9 protein-coding genes and 1 pseudogene are annotated in these 15,839 nt (G+C 47.6%); 5 read left to right on the top strand and 5 right to left on the bottom strand.

All coding sequences use genetic code 11. The features are described 5' to 3' along the window. Positions 1-84: 84 nt before the first annotated feature. Entirely contained in the window at positions 85-528 is a 444-nt protein-coding gene (locus tag HMPREF3047_RS10580) for an RpiB/LacA/LacB family sugar-phosphate isomerase (protein WP_039862203.1), read from the top strand. Positions 529-560: 32 nt separating this feature from the next. Here the strand turns inward: HMPREF3047_RS10580 and HMPREF3047_RS10585 are convergent, their stop codons facing one another. After that, positions 561-2,039: an RNA ligase gene (locus HMPREF3047_RS10585; protein ID WP_070714135.1), complete on the bottom strand. Its 1,479-nt coding sequence runs from the start codon at positions 2,037-2,039 to the stop codon at positions 561-563. An 88-nt stretch (positions 2,040-2,127) separates the two neighbouring features. Continuing rightward, the gene (locus tag HMPREF3047_RS10590) at positions 2,128-3,702 is read right to left on the bottom strand and encodes a vWA domain-containing protein (protein WP_070714138.1); all 1,575 of its coding nucleotides are present in this window, start codon (positions 3,700-3,702) and stop codon (positions 2,128-2,130) included. Positions 3,703-4,733: 1,031 nt separating this feature from the next. Between HMPREF3047_RS10590 and HMPREF3047_RS10595 the strand changes: the two genes are divergently transcribed. The 3 genes from HMPREF3047_RS10595 to rtcR all read left to right on the top strand — a co-directional run bounded on the left by HMPREF3047_RS10595 (position 4,734) and on the right by rtcR (position 12,550). Next, positions 4,734-5,489 carry a tRNA(His) guanylyltransferase Thg1 family protein gene (locus HMPREF3047_RS10595; RefSeq protein ID WP_070714143.1) on the top strand — a complete coding sequence of 252 codons (756 nt, stop codon included), beginning with the start codon at positions 4,734-4,736 and terminating at the stop codon, positions 5,487-5,489. A 22-nt stretch (positions 5,490-5,511) separates the two neighbouring features. Further along, on the top strand, positions 5,512-10,839 hold the full coding sequence (locus HMPREF3047_RS10600) for a RecQ family ATP-dependent DNA helicase (RefSeq protein WP_070714145.1): 5,328 nt from the start codon (positions 5,512-5,514) through the stop codon (positions 10,837-10,839). A gap of 88 nt (positions 10,840-10,927) precedes the next feature. Further along, entirely contained in the window at positions 10,928-12,550 is a 1,623-nt protein-coding gene (rtcR, locus tag HMPREF3047_RS10605) for an RNA repair transcriptional activator RtcR (RefSeq protein ID WP_070714147.1), read from the top strand. A 150-nt stretch (positions 12,551-12,700) separates the two neighbouring features. Here the strand turns inward: rtcR and fghA are convergent, their stop codons facing one another. The 3 genes and pseudogenes from fghA to HMPREF3047_RS11645 all read right to left on the bottom strand — a co-directional run. Then, the gene (gene fghA / locus HMPREF3047_RS10610; RefSeq protein WP_070714150.1) at positions 12,701-13,528 is read right to left on the bottom strand and encodes an S-formylglutathione hydrolase; all 828 of its coding nucleotides are present in this window, start codon (positions 13,526-13,528) and stop codon (positions 12,701-12,703) included. 8 nt (positions 13,529-13,536) lie between these two features. Next, the gene (locus HMPREF3047_RS10615; protein WP_210399768.1) at positions 13,537-14,646 is read right to left on the bottom strand and encodes an S-(hydroxymethyl)glutathione dehydrogenase/class III alcohol dehydrogenase; all 1,110 of its coding nucleotides are present in this window, start codon (positions 14,644-14,646) and stop codon (positions 13,537-13,539) included. Positions 14,647-14,772: 126 nt separating this feature from the next. Beyond that, a pseudogene (locus tag HMPREF3047_RS11645) lies at positions 14,773-15,027 on the bottom strand (CRISPR-associated helicase/endonuclease Cas3); the annotation flags it as partial. Between the two features lie 402 nt (positions 15,028-15,429). On the opposite strand from HMPREF3047_RS11645, the gene HMPREF3047_RS11460 reads away from it, so the two are divergent. Continuing rightward, positions 15,430-15,642 (top strand): hypothetical protein, encoded by a 213-nt coding sequence (locus tag HMPREF3047_RS11460; protein WP_168165911.1) that lies wholly within the window; start codon positions 15,430-15,432, stop codon positions 15,640-15,642. The last annotated feature ends 197 nt before the right edge of the window (positions 15,643-15,839 follow it).

Raw genomic sequence — 15,839 nt, forward strand, 5'->3', positions numbered from 1 at the left:
CGTGCTTTCTGCGTTGCAGGCTTGAATCGTATCACGCGCGGGCGTATGCTGAGTAATGTTTATTGTGTGCTTCAAGGAGTTTTTATGCGTTTGGTTATTGCCGCGCCGGCCAACGGCGCAATATTGAAAGACGCGCTCAAAGCGCATCTGCAAAACGACCCGCGCGTCAGCAGCTTGGTCGATTTATCCTCGCCCGAAGGGACCTATCCGCAACTCTCGTTTGCCGCGGCCGAAGAAGTCGCGGCAGGACGCGCCGACCGTGCGCTGTTGATTTGCGGCACCGGCGTGGGTACGGCAATCGCCGCCAATAAGGTGCGCGGCATACGGGCGGCAACGGCGCATGATTTACTCACGCTCCACGGCTCGGTGGAAAACTATGATGCGCAGGTTTTATGTATGGGGCAAAACGTGATTGCCGCTCCGGCTGCTTGGGCATTGGTCGATATCTGGTTGGACTTGCGTCACGACACAAACAGCGGCTATGCACCTAAAGTCGGTGAAATTGAAGCATACGAGCGCGGAAAATAAATACATGTTGCTCCATATATTTTTAGACGACCTTACAACTGTCTCAAAAACGCCTGAATGAACGCGATTTTATCCAATTCCGACATAGCGTTGAACGTTTCCTGATATTCGTGGATGTAGTCGATTAAAGGATAAAATTCTTCATCAACATGGCGTTTGTCCAGTTTGCGGCCGATATTGCCCTCGTTGCTTCGTCCTAAAAACTTGGAAATTAGGTAATACGGCGATTTGAGTTTAAACAGCATTTTGCCGTTTTGGGCATCAAATACCATAAAACCTTCGTGTTCCACGTTTTTCAGACGACCTTTCAGCTCCCCGAACGTGATGTTTTTCAACGTTTCAGGGCGGCGGATGCCGTATTGTTTGCCGATTTCGTCCAATTCGGCTTCGCCAAACTGACGGCCTGTCGCCACGTCGATACAGCCGATTAGGGTTTCGCCCAATTCTTCACGGATGATGTGAACGTCTTTCGCATCTGTGATTTCAAACAAAAAAGTATGGTTCGGATACGTGCGGAACAGGGTTTCGTATTGAGCGCAATGTGCGGCGGTCATGTCGGCAAACGCGCTATCAAGCGAACCTGTAGTCGAATACAGCACTTTGCCGTCAAACGTTGCGCCATGGGACGGATGGTCGTCTGAAAGCGAGACGAAAGTGCAGCAGCCGAGGAAGCCGTTTACTTTCACCACTGCGTCCACCAATCTCTCGTCGCTGATTCTGATCGGATAGCGGCTGCCTTTGGCAATACGTTCCGAATAATTGAACACTTTTTTAAACGGGCGCACGATGATTCGATTATGCGCATCGATAATCAAACCGCGCATTTCCAGCAAAGCATCATCAAAGCGGTTGTTATAGAACACGCTGCGTGCGTATTTCAACACGCGCAATTCAGGATAACGCTTAGATGCTTTGGCGGTAAAGTTGCGGCTGCCGTGTTGCAGATAATGATCGGTCACAAAGGTTTGCTGCGCCTCATCAAATACCAGCGGCTTATGATCGATAGCCTGCATCTGCTCGATTTTTTCTAACTGTTCCGCATTTGCTGGTTGCACGGCCTCGATGTGGATTTCGTTTGCCACTCGGTTTTGGTTCAGCTTGATATACGCCGCCAATACGTCATGCTCTTTCACGCCATGCAGGTTGGGATAGAAATTGTGCAGTCGATAGACCTCTGTTTCAAAACCGCTTTTCTCCGCCTGATCCAATAAATGACGGCAACGCGAAGCTTTTTGGTTGGTATTGGAATTAATGATCAGAATATTTCGATTCGGATTTTGACGTCCAAGTCTCAAGGTTTCAGTCATCAAAGCATTACCACGTTTTTGCGCCTTATCCACTGCTTCACCCGACCAACGATATTCGCCGTATTCATCGGTAATGAACAAATCGTTTTCAATACGGACCACTTCCGCATCCTGATACTGCACTTTAAATTCAGCGGCTTTTTGTTCGGCAAACGTCGATTTTCCCGAACCTTGATGACCGCGGATTAAGATAAATTTTTGCATTTTGTTTCCTTATTCTTTTTCACAGCGTGTCCTGAATAAATAGGCCGTCTGAAAAATATTTCTACCCTTTTTTCAGACGGCCTTAGCTTCAGTTCACAGCTGCCAACGGCGTTTTCTCAATCTCTTCTACCCAGAAATCTGTACCCATACCTCGTTTGGCAAAGGAGCCAATCAGGGAGAATACTTGGTCGGAGAAGCCGCCGATGTTCAAGATATCCTGACGGTTTCGTGCTTGAGCCTTAGTGTAGGGCTGGATATCCAGACAAACGAGTTTGGCTTCCGGACAACGTCGTTTCAGAATGTCCCACTCTTTCATCAGGCTGGTTGTGGCGCCCCATCCTTGGCTGTCATCTGCCCAACTTTCGTTGTCTGATACGATGATGACCAAATCCACATCGGCTTTTTCACGGTTCAGCATGGCGAGCGGTGCGCTGCATGCCGTTCCGCCGCCGCCGATATTGGCGAGTTTTTCGGCGTTGGTCATGATGCTGTCGCGCGGATTGAGCTGCACGTTTACCGTGATTTGTTCAAACGGTATCACGCGGGCTTGCGGATTGGTACGCAACATGGCGGCGGATACGAGCGCGGCAATGTCGATGCAGCGGGTTTTGCTGGTCGCGCTGCCGCGATAGCCTGTAACCGAGCTGTGCATAGAGCCGGAAACGTCCGGACAAACCACGACTTTGCCTTGGATTACCGGTACGTTTTGTACGGCGGTTTCCATCGCATCTTGCAGGGCTTCACGGATTTCAGACGGCATTTGATTAGATGTTGCCTGATACGCGGTCAGCAATTGGTAAGGCAGGACGCGGGCGCGGGCAATGGCGGTTTCGTCACGCAGTTTTTCTGCCACCATTTTGATGTTTTTGCTTTTCGCAAATACTTCGTGGCGCAGGAAAGTGTTCAGGTTTTGACGAACCTGCTGCCATGAACCGTTACAGGCAATTTGCGCCCAGTCGCCGCTGTTCAAGTCTAAAGCAGTAAGCATTTGGAAAGGAACGTTGGGCAATTCGCCTTCTCGGCTTTGTTTGTAATCTTCAAAAGCGCGGGTAATGGGCGGCAATGCTTCGCGGTCGTAAGGTTTGCCGATCAGCCATGCAAACCATGCGGCGCGCCATGCTTCACGCGGTTTGGGGTGCACCATTTTGACCACGTCTGCCAGCGACGGCGAATTACCGACGGCGGCGTTCAACAGTTGTTTTTCGGTGGCGGTCAAAAGCCAAGTCTGCATCAGTTTTTTCGGACGGTTGCCGAAAGATTTTCTGCCGACTGCGCCACTGCGGATAATTTGTGCGAAATTACGCAACATTTTACCGTTGTCCACTACTTGGTCGAAGACGCGGGCGAGCATGTTCACATCTTTTTGCGCCAATACGGCAAGCAACAGCGCAGGCATATCTTTCATAAAACCTTTTTGACGGGCATATACGGCAGTTTTGGCGATAAACTCGGCATCCAGGCTTTCTGCCAATTTCAGCACTTGGTCAAGCTGGCTTTGTGCATCAGCATAGAAGGTATTGTTCAGACAACCGGTAGCGGCAAGCTGGGCCAGCTGTTGTTTGGGTGTCAGCGTGTAGGCGATGCCGCCGGCTTCATTATAGGTATCGGTTTTAGTAAAACAGTTTTTAATCGATTGAAACAAGGTAGTATTAGCCATTTTCATTTTCTTTCATATTGTTGGTTTGAGGCCGTCTGAACTTGTTTTAGCTTTGTTTTTCAGACGGCCTTGAATGGGTGGCAGTGTGGCGGCTAAAGATGAAGAGAAGCGTTTTTAACTGAAAGCTAATGTATTCTCTTCCGGGCATCCGCCTACTGCCGTAGGGCGACTAGTTTAATTAGGATCATTCGGGTTTGTAGCAAGGAAGGAATGTAATCCTAATGGCATTCGCCCATAAGGGGTGGTACATTGGGCAACAAAGAGTGGAGAAATTTTTACGCGCTCTATCCTCTGAGCTACTCTGCCATAGTTGGCGGCAGAGACGGGACTCGAACCCGCGACCTCGAGCTTTACAGGCTGTAATTCCTCCGGCATTCGCCGAATGTACCGAAAACGGTTTTTATATCAGCCCGTCCGAATATTTCAGACGGCCTTGCATGGGTGGCAGCGTAGCGGATAAACATGAAGAGAAACGGTTTTAACGTGAAAGGTTCATGTATTCTCTCCAGACATCCGCCTGCTGCCGTAAAAGTAATATGGCACGCAACAAGTTTTTAAGGGAAACATGCCTTGGCTCTACCAACTGAGCTACTCTGCTATTTTGAACAACAGAGACAGGACTCGAACCTGCGACATAAGGATATCCATGTTGTAGTTTCCCTAGGCATTTGCCTGCCATATTGAAAAAGGGTGGGCGACTAAATAAACAAGACGTTCAACGTCTATCAGACGAGACAGGATTCGAACCTGTTAATCCAAATGTAGTCTTGTTGGCATTCGCCCTGTAACCACACAGCAACTAAATTTACGGAAAATTTTTCTCCGGTAACTGTATTTCCCGAAGCATCTGCTGTATCGTTACATTCACAACATAGCCAACAGCGTGCCAAGAATAAAATTTTTATAAAAATAATTTTTAATCAATTGAATATAAAGAAAATATATTTTAAAGTGGCTTTTATCGGCAAGAAGCGTAAAATGCTAAAAAATATGTTTATAGATAGTTATATAGAAAATAAAATATACAAGGATATATAATGCGATTCGATGATTTGGACAAACGCTTGCGACAATACGAAACCGCTTATGATTTTTGCGTACCACTGGAAAATTTTATTGTTGTTCGCTTAGACGGGCGCGGTTTTACACGACTGACCAAGGAAATTTGGCAGTTTGAAGCCCCGTTCGACATTCGTTTTCGCGACCTGATGGCACACACCGTCCGCCATCTGATGCAGTGTGGTTTCAATGTAGCGTACGGCTATTCGGAAAGCGATGAAATTTCACTGTTGCTGCGCCGAGACGACGATACGTTCAAACGCAAAACGCGCAAAATCATTTCAGTATTGGCGGGAGAAGCCAGCGCCGCCTTTTCCGTGGCGCACGGGCAGACCGCCGCTTTTGATGCTAGAGTTTGCGTTTTGCCGAACGAAAAACTGGTGGTCGATTATTTCCGTTGGCGGCATGAAGACTCATACCGTAACGCGCTCAACGCCCACTGCTATTGGATGTTGCGCAAGAAAGGAGAAAGCGTGTCCCGCGCTACAGATGCCGTCAGCGGCCTGACACGCGTGCAAAAGCACGATTTGTTATTTGAAAACAATATCAATTTCAACGAACTGCCTGCGTGGCAGAAACGTGGCTTCGGTGTGTATTTTCAGACGGCCTTAAAAGAAGGTTTTAATCCGAAAACTGACGAAACCGTACAAGTCAAACGCCAAATCCTGCATACGGATTTCGAGCTGCCGTTGGGCGATGATTACGGCGCATTTGTCTTGGAAAGAATTGTTTAATTTGTTTAGAGGTCGTCTAAAAATGAATACCGCTATAAAAGGACAAATCCCCGCTGTTCTTATCATTGATTTGGAAGTCGATCCAAAAACCGACAAGCCGTTCAAAATTGGTGCATTCCGCCCCGACTCAGGTTTGTTTTTTGAAAAAGCTTTTCGTGGAGAAAAGGGTTTTCATACCGCCTTGTGTGAAATGGCTCATCTGACCAGTGGATTAAAGTGGCTGATGGGGCACAACATCCTCGGGCACGATTTAAAATATTTGAAGGCCGTAGTGCCCGAAGCCGCATGGCTTAAAGTGCCTGTTATCGATACGCTATGGCTCTCGCCTTTGGCATTTCCGCAAAATCCGTATCACCGACTAATCAAAAACCATAAAATCATCTCTTCTGAAATTAATTCCCCGCTTGCCGACTGTCACGCTTGCTGGCAGCTTTTTCAAGACCAATGCACTGCGTTCGGAAAAATCAAAGCCGAAAAGCCCGAGGAGTTTGCGCTGTGGACAGCCCTGTCTGATATACCCCTGCCGTATCGTCTTTCAGAAGACATTATGATTCCCGAGCGTGATACATCGCCAGATGTCAAGAAACTGATCGACACTATTTGGTTGATGATGCAGGACAACAATGATCAAGGTCGTCTGAAAGTCTGCCGTACACGTTTTTTGGAGTTAATGAAAACTGACATCCGCAATCCTGCCATATATCCTTCCCTCAGCTATGCCTTATCTTGGTTAAATGTCTCTGGTGGTAATTCTGTGTTAGCTCCGTGGGTGAGGCACCAGTTTCCCGATACGGCTCGGCTGATTGCCGAATTGCGCGACCATGATTGCGGTAGTACGGAATGCCGTTATTGTCAGGATACACTCAATCCTGAAGCGCAGTTACAGCGTTATTTCAAACTACCTACTTTTCGCGATGTAAAAGGATTTGATGGTGGACAACGTGCTGTGGTGCAATCAGGTATGAAGGGGTTGCATACGCTGGCGGTGCTACCCACGGGCGGCGGCAAATCCTTGTGTTATCAGTTGCCAGCACTCAACCGCTACTACCGCAACGGAGGCTTGACAATAGTTGTTTCACCTTTGCAATCGCTGATGAAAGATCAGTTGGACGGTTTGGAGAAAAAAGGAGCTACCTGCGCTGCTATGCTTAACGGCTTGGTTGAGGTGGTTGAGCGCGCCCAAATTTTAGACAAAATAGCCTTAGGCGATATCGGCATTTTGTTTGTCGCGCCTGAACAGTTCCGCAACACCAGTTTTATTAACGCTATTTCGCAACGCCAAATCAACGGCTGGGTATTCGATGAGGCACATTGTCTGTCTAAATGGGGCCATGATTTCCGTCCAGACTATCTATACGCAGTCAAATTTATCGCTAAACACAGCAAAAACAACGGTACGGTTGCTCCGATAAGTTGTTTTACTGCTACTGCCAAACCTGATGTCCTCGCCGACATCACTAACCATTTCCGTGAAGAGGCTGGTATTGAATTCCGCCAATTTATTGGTGACAACGAGCGCGACAATCTGTTTTATGATGTGCTGGAAATTTCAGATGACCTTAAAAAGCAAAAAATCAACGAACTGTTGCATCGTGAACTTGATCATCAAAGCGGAGGTGCAGTGGTATTTGTCGGGCGGCGGAAAAGTGCGGAAACCTATTCAGATTATCTGAAAGAACAAGGCTGGGCATGTGAGCATTTCCACGCAGGCTTGGGGAACAACGAAAAAGCCGATATTCAAAACCAGTTTATTGGCGGTAATTTGCGCGTTATTGTCGCCACCAACGCCTTTGGTATGGGCGTGGATAAACCTGACGTACGCTTGGTTATTCACGCTGAAATCACCGGCTCGCTGGAAAATTATTTGCAGGAAGCGGGCAGAGCAGGGCGTGATCAGGCAGAGGCAAAATGCGTGTTGCTGTATGACGGCAAAGACGTGGATACGCAGTTTTCCATCAGCAAAATGTCGCAAATCGAATTGCGCGATTTGAAATCAGTGTGGAAGAAAGTTGGTTGGCTGAATCAGGCGGCATACGGCAAAGACCATTGCGGTGAAATCGTGGCAACAGGTGGCGAAATTTTGCGCGACACCGAGGAGTACATGAGTTTTGACAGCGATGATAGACAGGCAGATACCAAAGTCAAAACCGTATTGGCATGGTTGGAACGTGCAGACTTATTGGAACGTAAGGAAAATCAAACCCGTATTTTCCCCGCACGCTCAGGTCGTCTGAATCTAGATGAGGTGCTGGCGATTATTGAAAAAAACAAGTTCAGCAAGCGTATCTCGGAAATTTACCAAACGATTGCCGAAATTGTGTTTAAAGCGCCAGAGGACGCGCCTTTGAGTACCGATGATTTGGTGCAGGCAACAGCATGTAGTTTCACCGAATTGCGAGGTCATCTAAAAAAGCTGGAGGAATTGGGTATCCTTACCAACGATACGCATATGACGATCATTTTGCGTACCGATAACATAAAGCCTGCCGACAAACGTCTGGCACAAGTTATCGCCTGTGAGGAAAAACTCTGGCAGATTTTAAAAAACGAAATTCCAGAAGCAGATCAAGGTATTTGGCAAAACCTCTCATTGAGCGCTGTCTGCCACCAAATGCATGAGGTAGGTTTAGAAACCAATCCTGCTGAAATCAAACTTCTGATGCAGTCGCTTGCCGATGATAAAGCAGCAGAGCGAACAAACAGCAGTGGAAGTTTCCAAATCCGTGATGTTGGCAACAACCTTTTGAAAGTACGTTTCAAGAATCCCCAAAGCGACAGTTGGGAAAACCTACAAAACAATGCCGAACTTCGCCGTAATATCGGTCTGTGCCTTTTACCATTCCTAATGACAAAAACCAATGGAGTGCGTCAAAAAGACGTAATGGTTGAAACCCGTATGGGTGAATTGGTGCAGCAGCTTGCCGACGATTTGGTATTATCGGTACAAATCCCGGCTGACCGTCGCGAGCTTCTGCTCAGGCAGACACTGCTGTTTATGCACAAACAAGGCATTATCAAACTCAATCACGGTATGACCATTCTGAGACATGCCATGACTATTACACCCAATCCAAAAGCACTCTCAGCTAAACGCCAGTATCTTGCGGAGGACTATAAACCGCTTTCCATTTTTTACGGCGAAAAACGCTTTCAAATCCATGTGATGCAGGAATATGCCCTTCGCGCACTGAAAAATCTTACTGAAGGGTTGAATTTGGTGCGTGATTACTTTGGCTTGGAAGAAAAGAATTTTAAGAATAAATGGTTTAAAGGTCGTCTGAAAGAATTGGACGAGCCTGCATCGCCACAAACTCTGCGCGAAATTACAGATGGGCTGAATGAGATGCAGAAAGCCGTTGTTACCGACCAAAGCGGCAGTAACCGTCTTATTCTTGCCGGACCGGGTTCAGGCAAAACGCGAGTTATTGTGCACCGTGTTGCTTACCTTTTACGGGTGCAACATGTTCCCGCATCCGCCATCATTGTATTGACTTTCAACCGGTTGGCGGCGCAGGAGGTCAAGCGCCGCCTGTTCGGACTGGTCGGTCCTCTTGCTGCTGCCGTTACGGTCATGACTTATGACGGTATGGCAATGCGGCTTTTGGGGGTTCGTTTTGACGGCAACAACCGAGAATATGGCAAAAGTCAGTTTAAAGAATGGTGCAGGCAGGCTGCCGCTATGCTTTCAGACGACCTTGAAAACGATGATGGTAGCGACGAGACACGCGAACGTATCATGGCAGGTTTCCGCTATATTCTGGTAGATGAATACCAAGACATCAGCGAAGAACACTACCGGCTCGTTTCTGCGCTTGCGGGTAGGAAGCGGGCTGAAGAAGACAAGCTGACGATTCTGGCGGTCGGTGACGATGACCAAAACATCTACGCCTTCAATGGCACGAGCAACGAGTACATACACCGTTTCCAAAAAGACTACGACGTTGCCCAACCCGACTATTTGACCTACAACTACCGCAGTACGCAATACATCATCAGCGCTGCCAACAGCGTGATAAACGGCATGACAGGTCGTCTGAAAACGCTGCATCCGATTGTTATCAACCCTGAACGTCAAACACAGCCCAACGGTGGCGTATGGGCTGCAACAGACAGCGAAAGGCAGGGGCGTGTGCGCCACATCAGCCTGCCGTTCGGTAGCAGCAGCAACATACAGGCACAAGCTGTTATCACCGAAATAGGTCGTCTGAAAACCTTGAGCGAAGTCGCATGGAATGAGATTGCAGTTTTATCCCGTCATAATGCCAGTCTCAAACCTCTGCAGGCATGGTGTGAACAAAACGGCATACCTTATTTTTTGAGTGCCGACAAAAGCAGCAAAATCAAATTGCGTCACACCCGTGAGTTTGTCCGCCTGATTGATGGCGTGGAAAAACAAACCGAAGGCTTTACATCACAAGCTTTTGCAGAACTTATTAGTGAACAAGTGAAAAAAAGCGGTGGCAGTTGGTGTGTTTGGTTTAGGCAATTACAAACTGATTTCTTAAACGAATATCCACTGCAAGATGAGAAGCTACCTGAAAAGTCGGATAACCTTGCAGAGAGTCGTGAGGCAGAAATCCAAGCGTCGCCCATAGAAGACAACGGGTCGTCTGAAAACGGTAGTGGCACTGTTAACCGATATTCGTCTGCCTTTCTGAAAAGCTGGCTCTACGAATATGTAGGTGATGAACATGAAACCCGTTCGGAAGGTATATTTCTAGGCACGGCGCACGCAGTCAAAGGGTTGGAGTTTAAGCACGTCTTCATTTTAGACGGCGGTTGGCAGGGAGTTGACGAAGCCGAACAGAGGCTTTATTACGTCGCTATGACTCGTGCCATAGAAACACTGACCCTACTGCAAACTACTCCAGAGCATCCTTGGATGACAAAGCTACCTGATGATATTGAAAACGTGGCTCAAATCTTTACCGAATTACCTGAGTTGAATACCGAATACAGACGTTTGGCAGCTTATCGAAACACGGCAGTCGAGGGAGAAACCGATAGCAAAAGTGATTTGGATATCGACTTCATTGTCTGTCACAACAATGTCGAAACTGTGAAACAACGTCTGTTTGCTGCTGCGAAGCTGAAAAAAGACGACCCACTGGAAATGAAGCGGACGGAGGATGGCAGATATATTTTCCTTTCTGATGATATTGAAGTTGCCCGTACCGTCAAATTACCACCGTTGCCGACAAAAACTACCGCCTATGCCAACACTTTCAGAGTACGTTATTTAGACGAAGTCGGAGAATCATTTCGCCAACGTATCCCAGAAAAAATCGGCACTCAAAAGCTGGAAAAATGGACGCTTGTTATTCCTATGTTAGTGATACCGCCTGAGTAAAAAGAGTTTTTCAGGCCATCTCAAACATGAAGAAGGCAGCTTGAATACAAGGCTGTCTGAGACTCAAACGGAATAAACGGAATAAAAGATGAGTAACAAAAAACAAGTCGCCGTCAGCTTTCTCGGTACGGTATTGGACAGCGGTTTCGGTCAAGGGCGTTGGTTGAAATGGCGGCCAAATGTCGCCATGAATCAGCGTCAAGATTTTCATCTTGACCGCATGGAGCTGTTTTATGCGGAAAAATACCGCGAACTGGCGGATCATGTAAAAGCCGATATTCAGCAAGTATCGCCGCACACAGTCGTCAATCTCGTGCCTATGGAGCTGGCAAACCCGTGGGATTTCTCCGAGGTTTATACCAAGCTGCACGATTGGGCAGCAAGCTATCCATTTGATATAGAAGAAGAAACCTATCTCACCCACATCACCACGGGTACGCACGTTGCCCAAATCTGCCTGTTTTTATTGGTGGAATCGCGTCAAATCCCCGGCGTACTGTTACAAACCGCTCCGCCCAAAAATCAAAGACGCAGTATGGAGGACGGCAATGTCGGCAGTTATGAAATCATTGATTTGGACTTGGCTCGTTACGACGTACTGGCAGAACGCCTTGCCGCCGTACGCGACGACGCAGTGCGCTACCTGAAAAGCGGTATTTCCACCCAAAACGCTGCCTTCAACCGCATGATTGCCGAAATCGAACAGGTCGCACTCAACTCCCCTTCCCCCATTCTTCTTTCCGGCCCCACAGGCGCAGGCAAATCTATGCTGGCACGCAGGATTTTTGAATTGAAAAAAGCACGCCATCTGATTAAAGGCACATTTGTCGATGTAAACTGCGCCACCCTTCGCGGCGACGGCGCAGCATCTGCCCTGTTCGGCCACAAAAAAGGCGCCTTTACCGGCGCCGCAGAAAAACGTGAAGGTTATCTGAAAACTGCCGACGGCGGCGTATTGTTTTTAGACGAAATCGGCGAATTGGGCTTAGACGAGCAAGCCATGTTGCTCAAAGCCATTGAAGAAAAACACTTTTATCCCGTCGGCAGCGACAGCGAAGTCAAAAGCGACTTCCAACTCATCGCCGGTACCAACCGCGACCTGCGCCACGAAATCCGCGCCGGACGCTTCCGCGAAGACCTGTTCGCCCGCATCAACATCTGGAATTACCCACTGCCCGCACTCGCCAACCGCCGCGAAGACATCGAGCCCAACGTCGAACACCAGCTTGCCCTAGCCTCGCAAGAACTCGGCCGAACCACCCGCTTCAACAAAGAAGCCCTGGCCGCCTACCTTGACTTCGCCCACTCCAACCAAGCACCATGGCGCGGCAATTTCCGCGACCTCGCCGCCAGCATCATGCGCCTGGCCACACTCGCGCCGCAAGGCAGGATACAGGTAGAACAAGTCCAAGCCGAAATCGAACGCCTCAAATGGTTATGGTCGGAAGAACCCTTTTCAGACGGCCTCTTACATAAAAGGCCGTCTGAAAAAACACAAGACTACCCCGATAAAGTCAATTGGGACACATTGGATTTGTTCGATAAACTACAACTGCAACACGTCATCGACGAATGCCGCAAACATCCCAACATGGCCGCCGCCGGCCGTGCATTGTTCAACGTCTCCCGAACAGAAAGGGCAAAAGTCAATGACAGCGACCGATTGAGAAAATATTTACAGCGATTTGGATTGGAATGGGGGGATATTTAAATAGAGTGTGCAAGCTAGCTCATTTTAATCGCATTATTTTTCATCATTTATAAAAAATAAAAGGCATCAATCCGATGCCTTTTATTTTCGTTAATATGAAAATTAACGTTCATTCCAACGTTTGATCGATTCCCGAATCACTTCTTTGGCTTACTTCAAAAATGCCGCATGATAGGTAATATGCTCACCAATAAAACTGGCGATGAAGTAATAGCTATGATCATAGCCTTTGTGAAAGCGCACATCGGCCGGTTGATTTGCCGCACGACAGGTTTCGATAAAATCTTCGGTACGCAATTGTGTCGGCAAAAACTCATCTTCCAAGCCCTGATCAATGCGCATACCTTGCACTTTATAGCCTTGTTGAATGAGCGAGTTGGCATCATATTGCTGCCATTTTTCACGATCTTCCCCTAAATAAGCAGTAAAAGCTTTTTCTCCCCAAGGCACGAGGCTTGGCGACAAAATGGGCGAAAAGGCAGAAACACTTTGATAACGTTCTCGGTTTCGCAATGCCAATACCAATGCGCCATGTCCGCCCATTGAATGTCCCATAATCGAACGTTTGCCGTTGGTAGGAAAATTTTCCTCAATCAGACTAGGCAACTCATTCAAAATATAATCATACATTTGATAATTCGTCGCCCAAGGCTGCTCGGTCGCATTAAGATAAAAACCCGCACCCTGCCCTAAATCGTAAGCATCATCGTTCGGCACTTGCTCTCCGCGAGGGCTGGTATCGGGGGCAACCACAATCACTTGATGTTCTGCCGCATAACGCTGAAAGCCTGATTTGGTAATGAAATTTTGTTCCGTACACGTTAATCCGGAAAGCCAATAAATCACACCAAGCGGTCGATTCTCTGGATTATCCGGCAAATAGACGGCAAATTTCATTTCGCATTGAAGCGTTTGGGCATGATGCGCCCAAACTTGTTGCGAACCACCAAAAATTTGATGTTGTTCAATCAGTTTCATCGCGTACCTTAGTAATGAATAACAGCGCGGATCGATTTACCTTCATGCATTAACTCAAAGGCTTCATTAATTTGATCGAGCGTCATTGTGTGGGTCACAAATGGTTCCAACTGGATGTCGCCTTTCATTGAATCTTCGACCATTTTCGGCAGTTCAGAACGGCCTTTCACGCCACCAAACGCCGTGCCTTTCCAAACACGACCTGTTACCAACTGGAACGGACGAGTTGAAATTTCTTGTCCTGCACCTGCTACGCCGATGATAATGGATTGTCCCCAACCACGGTGTGCACTTTCTAATGCCTGGCGCATTACGTTTACGTTGCCGATACATTCGAAGGTATGGTCAATGCCCCATTTATTGATGTCTAACAATACATCTTTGATCGGTTTATCGTAATCGTTTGGGTTCAAACAATCAGTTGCACCAAACTGTTTTGCCAGCTCGAATTTTGAAGGATTGGTATCAATAGCGATAATGCGACCGGCTTTGGCTTGACGCGCACCTTGCACCACAGCCAAACCAATCGCCCCCAAGCCAAACACCGCCACAGAGTCGCCTTCTTGCACTTTTGCTGTGTTATGCACCGCACCAATACCTGTAGTAACGCCGCAGCCAAGTAAACATACTTGTTCGTGATTCGCTTCCGGGTTGATTTTCGCCAATGAAACTTCGGCAACAACTGAGTATTCACTGAAAGTCGAACAGCCCATATAGTGATAAATCGGCTGACCTTGATAAGAAAAACGCGTCGTGCCGTCCGGCATTAAACCTTTACCTTGTGTATCACGCACTGAGACGCACAAGTTAGTTTTACCTGAACGGCAAAACTCACATTCGCCACATTCAGCGGTATAAAGAGGAATAACGTGATCACCCGGTTTTACGCTTGACACACCTTCGCCCACAGCAACAACCACACCCGCACCTTCATGCCCAAGCACCACAGGGAATACACCTTCAGGATCGCTTCCTGATAACGTAAATGCATCAGTATGGCACACGCCCGTATGGGTATTGCGGATTAACACCTCGCCTTTGCGTGGCATTTCTACGTCGATTTCCACAATTTGTAAGGGTTGATTTGGTGCGAATGCCACCGCCGCACGAGATTTGATGGTTGAATTGGTTTGTCTATTTTCCATTATTTTTGCCTTTTAATTCATTAATTAAAGTTATCTAGCCTAAGAAAGAGAACAACAGCTTATACTTTGGAATTCACTATAAAGCAAGCATTTTTGAAATTTTGCGCCGGAGGTAGCATGATCGACTGATGGGCCACCATGCAATCGATGATTAAAGGCTTCCGAATATTTCCCTAAGCCATGCAGCTTTCCCGTCTGGCAGGCCTGTTCCTGCGCACCAAATACCCAAGCAAACTCAGCCCCCATTTCGCCAACATTTACCGAATGACTTTGCAAGGTTTGCCAGAGTTAGTAAGGTAAGAGATTACCAAGTTTATCTTACGCGGAATGGGCATAGTAAATTAGAGGTTTCATATTGAAATTCTAAAAAATTCAGACTGATATCATGCAATGATAAGATGATGTTAAATTTAATATGTAAATAGAAAAAATACCATATGAAACTTTTTCAGACGGCATTGTCATTTATTAACCTTTATAACTTGCTTCTAATATCCTCCACTGCTTTCACTAAAGCTTCGGAAAGCGAAGGATCAAAAGAAGAGCGGCCTGCTTGGACGATATTTGAACACACAGCCTCCCGAAGGCTGCTGACGGGATAGGTCGGCATAAAGTTTGTAGCTGCTAGAGTTTTAACACACAGCGACCCGAAGGTGGCTGTCAAGCTTTTCCAAGGTTGCTTTAGCATCATGGGCGGTTTCAACACACAGCCACCTGAAGGTGGCTGGACGGTTGGAAATCACGATCATATCGCCCTTGCGGTTTCAACACACAGCCGCCGAATTTGGCAACGTCGCGCTGGTTGTTTTAACACACAGCCGCCCGAAGGTGGCTGGGTTCACGCGCATCGGCACGCGCCTGATGCGCGAAGTTTCAACACACAGCCGCCTGAAGGCGGCTGAGTCATCTTCTGATAGATGTGGCTTCGGCGGTTCAGGTTTCAACACACAGCCGCCTGAAGGCGGCTGAGTTGTACGGTGTGCTGTTCATCCTTATAGGGATTGTTTCAACACACAGCCGCCCGAAGGCGGCTGCTGCCAGCAGTTGGCTGCCGTTTTCGTGGAGCGAGCGTTTCAACACACAGCCGCCCGAAGGCGGCTGTGGAAAAAGTACTCGCTAAATATATTCCTGAAGAAGTTTCAACACACAGCCGCCCGAAGGCGGCT

This window comes from Neisseria sp. HMSC075C10 (genome assembly GCF_001815615.1).
GTDB lineage: Bacteria > Pseudomonadota > Gammaproteobacteria > Burkholderiales > Neisseriaceae > Neisseria > Neisseria subflava_A.

Coding starts and splice junctions, on each gene's coding strand:
- HMPREF3047_RS10580 (WP_039862203.1), top strand. CDS start 85: ATGCGTTTGGTTATTGCCGCGCCGGCCAACGGCGCAATATTGAAAGAC.
- HMPREF3047_RS10585 (WP_070714135.1), bottom strand. CDS start 2,039: ATGCAAAAATTTATCTTAATCCGCGGTCATCAAGGTTCGGGAAAATCG.
- HMPREF3047_RS10590 (WP_070714138.1), bottom strand. CDS start 3,702: ATGAAAATGGCTAATACTACCTTGTTTCAATCGATTAAAAACTGTTTT.
- HMPREF3047_RS10595 (WP_070714143.1), top strand. CDS start 4,734: ATGCGATTCGATGATTTGGACAAACGCTTGCGACAATACGAAACCGCT.
- HMPREF3047_RS10600 (WP_070714145.1), top strand. CDS start 5,512: ATGAATACCGCTATAAAAGGACAAATCCCCGCTGTTCTTATCATTGAT.
- rtcR (WP_070714147.1), top strand. CDS start 10,928: ATGAGTAACAAAAAACAAGTCGCCGTCAGCTTTCTCGGTACGGTATTG.
- fghA (WP_070714150.1), bottom strand. CDS start 13,528: ATGAAACTGATTGAACAACATCAAATTTTTGGTGGTTCGCAACAAGTT.